9 protein-coding genes and 1 pseudogene are annotated in these 8,348 nt (G+C 69.6%); 5 read left to right on the top strand and 5 right to left on the bottom strand.

All coding sequences use genetic code 11. The annotated features are described in order from the left end of the window. Positions 1-300 (top strand): annotated as a pseudogene (gene tuf, locus Q0C81_RS12310) (elongation factor Tu); the annotation flags it as partial. Positions 301-426: 126 nt separating this feature from the next. Continuing rightward, complete coding sequence (locus Q0C81_RS12315; RefSeq protein ID WP_291838184.1) at positions 427-831, top strand: hypothetical protein; 405 nt, start codon at positions 427-429, stop codon at positions 829-831. Here the strand turns inward: Q0C81_RS12315 and Q0C81_RS12320 are convergent. The 3 genes from Q0C81_RS12320 to Q0C81_RS12330 all read right to left on the bottom strand — a co-directional run bounded on the left by Q0C81_RS12320 (position 828) and on the right by Q0C81_RS12330 (position 2,867). Then, positions 828-1,865, bottom strand: coding sequence for a L,D-transpeptidase family protein (locus Q0C81_RS12320; protein ID WP_291838188.1), 1,038 nt, complete (start codon positions 1,863-1,865; stop codon positions 828-830). The genes Q0C81_RS12315 and Q0C81_RS12320 overlap by 4 nt on opposite strands. A gap of 73 nt (positions 1,866-1,938) precedes the next feature. After that, complete coding sequence (locus Q0C81_RS12325) at positions 1,939-2,703, bottom strand: SGNH/GDSL hydrolase family protein (RefSeq protein ID WP_291838191.1); 765 nt, start codon at positions 2,701-2,703, stop codon at positions 1,939-1,941. Further along, complete coding sequence (locus Q0C81_RS12330) at positions 2,700-2,867, bottom strand: hypothetical protein (protein WP_291838195.1); 168 nt, start codon at positions 2,865-2,867, stop codon at positions 2,700-2,702. The genes Q0C81_RS12325 and Q0C81_RS12330 overlap by 4 nt, the downstream gene beginning before the upstream one ends. A 165-nt stretch (positions 2,868-3,032) precedes the next feature. On the opposite strand from Q0C81_RS12330, the gene Q0C81_RS12335 reads away from it, so the two are divergent. The 3 genes from Q0C81_RS12335 (at position 3,033) to Q0C81_RS12345 (ending at position 6,144) form a co-directional block, all read left to right on the top strand. Continuing rightward, on the top strand, positions 3,033-4,187 hold the full coding sequence (locus Q0C81_RS12335; protein WP_291838197.1) for a GNAT family N-acetyltransferase: 1,155 nt from the start codon (positions 3,033-3,035) through the stop codon (positions 4,185-4,187). Positions 4,188-4,195: 8 nt separating this feature from the next. Continuing rightward, complete coding sequence (locus Q0C81_RS12340; RefSeq protein ID WP_291838199.1) at positions 4,196-5,104, top strand: cupin-like domain-containing protein; 909 nt, start codon at positions 4,196-4,198, stop codon at positions 5,102-5,104. A gap of 146 nt (positions 5,105-5,250) precedes the next feature. Then, on the top strand, positions 5,251-6,144 hold the full coding sequence (locus Q0C81_RS12345) for a DUF2807 domain-containing protein (RefSeq protein ID WP_291838202.1): 894 nt from the start codon (positions 5,251-5,253) through the stop codon (positions 6,142-6,144). Between the two features lie 157 nt (positions 6,145-6,301). On the opposite strand, the gene Q0C81_RS12350 is transcribed toward Q0C81_RS12345, so the two are convergent. Further along, a complete protein-coding gene (locus tag Q0C81_RS12350) occupies positions 6,302-7,054 on the bottom strand; it encodes a porin (protein ID WP_291838205.1) in 753 nt (250 codons plus the stop codon). A gap of 276 nt (positions 7,055-7,330) precedes the next feature. After that, the gene (locus Q0C81_RS12355; protein WP_291838207.1) at positions 7,331-8,089 is read right to left on the bottom strand and encodes a hypothetical protein; all 759 of its coding nucleotides are present in this window, start codon (positions 8,087-8,089) and stop codon (positions 7,331-7,333) included. Between the last annotated feature and the right edge of the window lie 259 nt (positions 8,090-8,348).

Below are 8,348 nucleotides of genomic sequence, written 5' to 3' on the forward strand. Positions count from 1 at the left end.
CCGGGCTCCATCACCCCGCACACCAAGTTCCTGGCCGAAGCCTACATCCTGACCAAGGAAGAAGGCGGTCGTCACACGCCGTTCTTCACGAACTATCGCCCGCAGTTCTACTTCCGCACGACGGACGTGACCGGCATCGTTCACCTGAAGGAAGGCGTCGAGATGATCATGCCGGGCGACAACGCCGAGCTGAACGTCGAGCTGATCACCCCGATCGCCATGGACCAGGGCCTGCGCTTCGCCATCCGTGAAGGCGGCCGCACCGTCGGCGCCGGCGTCGTCGCCAAGATCATCGAGTAATCGACGGTCTGACGATCTGAACTGAAGAGCCCCGCCGGAGCGATCCGGCGGGGCTTTTCTTTTGCGCTTCCGAAGGATGATCCGATGCCGGTGCTATATTCGCTTCCTGATTTCCTGAGTGGCGTCGTGACGCGAGAGCAGTACGTCCGCTGGCTCCACCGCAAGGCCCAGGCCCACGTGATCCGGGACCGCAAGCGCGTGACCTGGCCCGTCACCGTCAGCGCCTACAAGACGGCCATCCACGCCGCGGTCGTGGCGTCGGGCGGACTGGATCACTATACGGGCGAGCCCCTGAACTGGGCTCAGATAAGCACCTATGACAATGCGGCTTCAAAGGCGGGGCGGTCCGCCTACAAGGCCGGATTTGCGCTGCTTCCCTCAGTCGATCACGTCAGCGGCGACGGCGACGGCTATGACTTCGTCATCTGCGGCTGGCGCACCAATGACAGCAAGCACGACATGAGCCTTGCGGACTTTGTCGCCCTCTGCCGCCGCGTCGTGGCGAGGCACGGACATCTTTCTCCGGCCTAGACGAACCGCACCTCGACCCCCGGCTTCACCGCCGCCGCCAGCTGCCAGGCGTCCCAGTTGGTCAGGCGGACGCAGCCGTGCGAGGCCGTCTTGCCGATCTTCTCCGGATCCGGCGTGCCATGGATGCCGTAGCTGGGCTTGTTCAGGTCGATCCAGACCACGCCGACCGGATTGTTGGGTCCGGCGGGGACGACGATCTTGCGGTCGCCGGGGCCGTAGCTGAGCTTGGCCGGGTCGTAGGTGTAGTCCGGGTTACTGGCGACGCCGTTGACCCGGACCGTGCCGCTGGGGGTCGGATTGTCGCCGCTGCCGATGGTGGCGGGATAGAAGGCCAGCAGGCGGCCGTCGGCGGCGAAGGCCCTCACCGAACCCTCGGCCTTGTCGACCACGATGTGATCCACTTCGGCGGGCAGGGGCGCGGCGCCGATGGCGGGCACCATGATGCGCTGGCCCGCCCGGCGGAAGTCGACGCCCGGGTTCAGGCCCTGCAGCAGGGTCTCGGAAATATGGAAATGCTCGGCGAGGCGCTCCCGCGGGCTGGAATAGTGAACACCCCTGGCCGCCTGTTCGGCCAGTTCGCCGGGCGGCGGGCTGAAGGGACCCGCCGCGTCGGCGGCGCTGAGGGTGTAGGTGGTCATGGCCGGGGCGCCGTCCGCCTGGGTCAGTTTCGCCATCAGTTCGGCGTCGATGGCGTCGCCCTGCATTCCGGCGGCCTTGCGGTAGGCCGCCACCGCCTGGCGCAGGTTGGAGCCCGCCAGACCGTCGATGACGCCGGGAGAGAAGGTCGAGCGGTCCAGCAGGACCTGCAGCCGCACCAGGGCCGGATCGGGCGGAACCACGGCGCCGGGCGCGGGCGCCTGGGCCGGCGGAGCGGCGACCACGGGCGTCGTGATCCGGGCCTCGTCGATCTGGTTCGCGGTGAGGACGGGCGCGCCCGCCTGGGCCGCCGCGGGGGCGTCGGCGGGACGGTCGGGCTGGCCGCAGGCGGCGAGGGCGAGCAGGCTGGTCGAGGCGAGGATCAGGCGAAAGGACATGCGGTTCCGGTACGTTGCAGGTCTGAAGCCAACCCGCCCCGGCGGGGCTTGTTCCCGAACGCGGGTCGCCGGGTCAGAGCAACCGGGGCGCCAGGCCTTCCGCGGTCACCTCGGCCCAGCAGGCGTAGCCGGCGTCATTGAGGTGCAGGTCGTCCGGACCGACGCCGCCGCGCTCCAGTCCGGACCAGCCGGCCATGGCGTCGAAGCGGCGCAGCACGGCGTAGCCGCCCTTGCGGCCCTCCTCGGCGATCCGGCGGGCCATCTCGCCGAGCGCCGGATTGCGGCCCCGGAACGACATGTTGCGGGTGTCCTCCGGCAGGCGCTGCGGGTCGATCAGCAGCACATCGACATCGGCGGCCCGCAGCACCGCCTCGCCCCGGTGGAAGTCGGCGAAGACATCGTCGACCATCCGGTCGCGCAGCACGTCATTGGTGCCCAACTGCCAGATGACCAGGTCGACGCGGCCGGCGGCCAGTTCGCGCTCCAGCCGGTTGGCCGTCTCCCGGGCCGTCTCGCCGCCGATGCCCCGGTTGATCACCGTCACGTCCACGCCGGGCATGCGCCGCTCCAGCCCGCGTTCCAGCAGGGGGGCGAAGCCGAGTTCGCGGCGGCTGGCGCCGACGCCCTCGATGGAGGACGAGCCGACCGCGAGAATGGTCAGGCGGCCGGCACGGACCGCGGCCCGGCTGCGCGTCAGGCCGCCGTTGTCGGCGACGAAGCCGGTCTCCAGCGGGCAGACCGCGATGGCCGGGGCGGGAACAGGCGAGGGCGCTCTCTGGGCGAGGGCGGTCGTGGGGGCGGCGAGAGCGAAGGCGGACAGAAGGACGGCTGTCTTCAAGGATTGGGCTTTCCGGTGGCGGGGTCGGTGGCGGTTTCGCCCGAGTTTGACGAGTCTCCCGAGCCCGCCGGTTCGGTGGCGGGACGCGGGGGCTGGCCGTCGCGGTCGGGGCGCTGGTTTTCGTTCTCGGTTTCGCGGCTGGGCGGGCGCTTGGGATCGGCCATGAGGCTCTCCTGAGGATGGGACAAGGTCAACGTCAATGACGCGCGGGGGGCTCCCGCGGGCAGGATTCATTAACGATGAACGCTCACCGGGCCGAAACGGGCGCCGTGGCATGACGTCTGTTGCAACGGCCCGGAAACGACGGTCCGGGGGGCGGAAGGACGGCTATGACCGGGTTCAAGGTCGACATCCTCAAGGCGAGCGAACTGGGCGAGGCCGAGTGGGCGGCGTGGCGCGCCTTCCTGGAGGCCAACCGGGCGCTGAACAGTCCCTACTTCCGGCCCAGCTTCACCCGCGTGGCCGGACAGGTCAGCCCGTACGCGGCGGTGGCTGTCTTCTCGCGGGACGGCGAGATCGCCGGCTTCTTCCCGCACCAGCGCCGCGGATCGGCGATCCAGCCGCTGGCCGCGCCGATGAACGACTATCACGGGGTCATCGCCCGCCCGGGCGAGGGCCCGACGCTGGAAGAGGTCTCGGTCCTGCTGGGCGGGGCCCGCCTGAACGTCACCGCCTGGGTCGGCGACACCCCGCTGGGCGAGGACCGGCGGACGGTGCAGGTCGAACTGGGCGACGACGGCTATGACGGCTGGTACGCCGAGCGGCGTGCGACCTTCGGCAAATTCTTCAAGGACAAGGAACGCGCCCGCCGCAGCATGGAGGCCGAACTGGGCCCGCTGCGGGTCGAGCGCGGCCTGCACGATCCCAAGCTGCTGGACTGGTTGATCGACCTGAAGCGGGATCAGTACAGGCGCACCAACCGGCACGACATCTTCGCCTGCGGTTGGACCGCCGATCTGCTGCACGCCCTGCTGCAGACCCAGGGTGAGAACGGCTTCGGCGCCTCGATGGCGGGGCTGTGGGCCGGCGACCGACTGACGGCGATCGAATTCTCGCTGCACGCGGGCGACCAGTATCATTTCTGGTTCCCCGGCTATGAGCCCTCGCTGGCGCGCTGCTCGCCCGGCATCCTGCTGAGCATGGACACCATGCGGCTGGCCGCCGCGCTGGGCTACCGCACCTTCGACTTCGGGTTCGAGGGCGAGCACTACAAGAAATACTTCTGCAACGGGGCGCACGTCGTCCGCGAGGCGATGGTCCTGAAGCCCGGTCTCGGCGCGACGGTCAGCCAGGCGGCGGTCAGGGCGCTGGATCTGGCGGGCGAGGGGCGCGGCGAGAAGCTGCGCGCCAGCGTGCGCCGCCGCTGGGCCGCGATCGAAGCCTGCGAAACCACCTCGGCCAACCGCTTCAAGGGCGCGATGCAGGCGGCGGGCGCCGCCCTTGCAAAGGCCCGTGCGTCTTCCACCAACCGCGTTCCGGCCTGAGACACCCCATGACCGAAACCCGCACCCGCTATTCCGGCCCGATCCATCAGGCCCAGGTCCATCCGCACACGCTGGTGGAGCAGGGCTTCGCCACCGACGAGTCGCTGGCGGCCATCCTGGACCGCTATCCGGCCGAGCTGTTCGACATCAACCTGTACGACTACGACGACGATGGGCAGGTCAGCCTGCGCACCGGCGCGCGCGGGCGGCTGGACGGGGCCGAGCTGCTGGCCGCGATCCAGCAGGGCCGGCTGTGGGTCAACATGCGCGAGGTCGAGACCGGCTGGCCGGAGCTATGGGCCGCCGCCCTGACCGAGTTCGGGAAGGTTCAGGGCGCCTATCCGGGGATGCGGGCGGTGAAGAACGCCGGACAGCTGATCCTGTCCTCGCCCAAGGCGCGGGTGCCCTATCATTTCGATCCGGCGGGCGTGGTCCTGTTCCACATGCGCGGCCGCAAGCGGGTCTATGTCTATCCGGGCGACGAGCAGCACCTGCCCGAGAAGAACATGGAGCAGGTGGTCGCGCGCCAGACGACCGAGGAACTGCCCTACACCCTGGCGTTCGAACAGGACGCGCAGGTGATGGACCTGGAGCCGGGGCAGGCCCTGACCTGGCCGATCTATGCGCCGCACCGGGTGGAGAACCTGGACCGGTTCTGCGTCTCCCTGTCGATGGACTTCCAGACCTGGCCGTCGCGGTTCCGCAACGGGGCGCTGTACACCAACGCCGTGCTGCGCAGCCGGGGCGCGCGGCCGCGCATGACCGACCGGATGGCGACGCCGGAGCTGGCGGCGCGCTGGGCCGCCTCGCTGGCGCTGAAACGGACCGGCGCGCTGAAGAGCCGACTGGAGCATTTCGAGCGGGATTTCGAGCCGGAGGTCGGCGTCGCCGACGGCGCGGGCGCCCTGCGCGTCTGAATTTCCAGACAGGGAAGGCTGTCCGCCTCAGGCGGGGCGGGCCTTCCGGCGGGCATTCTTACAACGGGGTCATGACCTCGTTTTAAAGTGACTTCGGCCCCGGGCGGACGCACCCTTTCCTCACATTCAGGACAGGGAGGTCCACCATGAAACTCGCAATCGCCACCGCCGTATCGGCCGTCGCCCTCGCCGCCGTGGCCGGGCCCGCCTTCGCCAAGGAGCCGAACGTCGAGATCCGCTACGCCGTGGCCCGGGTGGCCGTGGTCGTCGAGGACCGCGCCGACGTGGCCGTCGAGGTCGAACAGGGCTCGTCCCGCCTGCCGCGCGTCGAAGTGACCCGCGTCGGCGACGAAATCCGCGTCAACGGCGGCCTGCGCCGCCGCGGCGGCCTGTTCAACGGCGACAACGACGGCATCAACAACTGCAATAACGGCCCCAACGGCGGCCGCGCCGGCGAAGGCGCCTGGGCCGAGGTCCGCGGCGTCGGCCGCGTGAACGTCGCCGACGCCCCGCTGATCGTCATCCGCACGCCTCGCGACGTCAACGTGAACGCCAGCGGCGCCATCTACGGCTCGGTCGGCCGGGGCGCCCGCTCGCTGGAGCTGGGTCACGGCGGCTGCGGCCGCTGGGATGTGGCCAACGTCGACGGCTCGATGTCGCTGAGCATCGGCGGTTCGGGCGATATCCGCGCCGGGACCTCGTCCTCGCTGGAAGTGGCGATCGGCGGCTCGGGCTCGGTCACGGCCGGCGCCACCCGGGACCTGGACGTCTCGATCGGCGGTTCGGGCGACGTGACGGTCTCGCGCCTCGACGGTCCCCTGGAGGTCGCCATCGGCGGCTCCGGCGACGTGGACGTCCGCAACGGGACCTCTCCCAACGTCGAGATCAGCATCGCCGGCTCGGGCGACGTGAACTTCGGCGGTGTCGCCGGGGACGTCGAAGTCTCCATCGTCGGCGGCGGCGACGTCACCATTGCCCGCGCCACCGGCTCGATCAGCCGCTCGATCATGGGCGGAGGAGACGTGAGAATCGGCAACTGATCCTGCAGTCGCCGTAACGGGAAAGGCCCGGGGATGTGGAACCCCCCGGGCCTTTTTCCTGCCCGCCGTTCAGTCGGGCAGGGGATCCCGGACAGCAAAAGGCCCCGGCGGATCGCTCCGCCGGGGCCTTCGCTTACGCGATATCGACTAGGGAGCCTTAGAGGGCGCCCAGCAGGCCGGCGACGCCGGCGCCCGGCAGGGCGGCGCCAGCGCGGTCGCGAGCCTGGAGACCGCCGCCGAAGCTGTAGCGCAGGCCGATGGTCCAGGTGTCGATGGTGACGTCTTCGATGTCACCGCGGTTGAAGCCGGCCGCGACCGAGAACGGGGTGTTCGAGATCTCGTACTCGGCGCCCATGCCGTAGGTCCACAGGTCGGCGTCGGTGCCGACGATGTCCACCTTCGAATAGCCCAGGCCCGCGTTCAGGCGCAGGTTCGGGGTGACGTAGAAGGCGGCGTCGCCGGCCACGGTCCAGGCGTCGACGTCGATGTCGTCGGCGGTGGTGTAGGCGACCGAGCCGGTCAGGGTGGCGTTGGCCAGGTACTTCTGGACTTCGCCGCCGAACGTCCAGGCGGTTTCGTCACCGGCGTCGGCCGCGCCGACGAAGCCGCCGAAGCGCAGGTCCGAACCGGACAGGCGGGTCAGGTGAGCCGTGCCGGCGACGCCGGTGTCGTTGGCGTCGTCGTTATGAGCGACCGAACCGGCGAAGGTGGCGGTCCAGCCGGCGAAGGCGTCAACGGCGACCACGCCGTCAATGGCGTAGCTGTCGGTGTCGGCGTCGGTCGAACCGAAATCGACCGAGCTGTTCGAGTAGGAGACGCCGACCGAACCCACCGGGCCCGACTGGGCGAAGGCCGGAGCGGCGACCAGGGTGGCGGCGACGGCCGAAGCCAGCACGAGAGACTTTTTCATTTTTTGATTTCCTTATTGGGCGGCGCCGGGGGGAGGGCGCCACGGCGGCGTTGCTAACAGTCGTCCGCGTGGCGGAGCTATTACAAAAGGGTCACAAAAACAGCGCTTTGGGCCATGTGGCCGATGGGCAACGCATTGTGGCGCCGCTGTGTCTGGACTGGGGCCGAAGGCCGCGGAAGCGCCGCGAACTCGCCGACTTAGGGCGACCACGGAATTGAAAAGGGCCCCGGCGGATCGCTCCGCCGGGGCCCCGGTCTTTCAGGTCTTCAGCAGGGCTTAGAGGCCCAGGGCGAAGATGCCCGCGGCGCCGCCGACCGAACGGGTCAGGTTGGCGCCGGCGCGTTCGCGCTGCTGCAGGTCGCCGCCGAAGTTGAAGCGCACGCCCAGCGACAGGGTGTCGACGTCCAGGTCGACGTCATCCAGGGTGGTGCGGTCCCACGAAGCGAAGACGCTCATCGGGCTGCCGTTGATCTGGTACTCGGCCGCGGCGCCGTAGCTGTAGGCGTCCAGGTCGGTGCCCGAGACGTCGATCTTGCTGTAGGCGGCGTTGGCGTTCAGGCGCAGGTTCGGCAGGACGTAGTAGCCGCCGTCGACGCCCACCGACCACAGGTCGGCGTCCAGGTCGTTGATCGTGCCGTAGCTGACGGCGCCGGTCAGGGTGGCCTTGTCGAAGTACTTCTGCACTTCGGCGCCGGCGCTCAGCAGGCTGGCGCCCGGAGCGGCGTCGGAGGCGGCGATGAAGCCACCGGCGCGCAGGCCGTTGAACTCACGCGTCAGGTGCAGCTGACCCGAGAAGGTCTTGTTGTCGTCGATCGTGCCGTCGTCCCACGCCATCTTGGCGCCGAAGGTGACGGTCCAGTCGCCCTTGACCGGGCCGGCGACGACGCCGTCGATGGCGTAGCCGTCGGCTTCAAAGTCGTCGGCTTCGACCTGGTTCCAGGTGGCGCCGATCGAGCCGGTCGGAGCGGTTTGGGCCAGGGCGGGGGCGGCGGCGAAGGCCGCGACGGCGGCCGTAGCGAGGAAGAGGGTCTTCATGATGCCTACAGGTTGCTGGCAGCTGCGGGGAGTCGCGCTGCGGAGCGGCACGGCTACCAGCGCGGGAAAGAGCTTTGCCATTACAAACGCGTCACAAACCAATGGCGTACGAACCCTGTGGCGGCACGGCCACGCATTGTGGCGCGAATGCGGCGGTTTCGTCCCGGCGTCGGAAACCGGCGGTTTTCGGTGGGGCGCCTGAATGGAGACGAGCGGGAGGACCGCCGATTATGTCGGCGCGAGTCGATCAGGTTTCGCC

This window comes from Brevundimonas sp., assembly GCF_023259385.1.
GTDB lineage: Bacteria > Pseudomonadota > Alphaproteobacteria > Caulobacterales > Caulobacteraceae > Brevundimonas.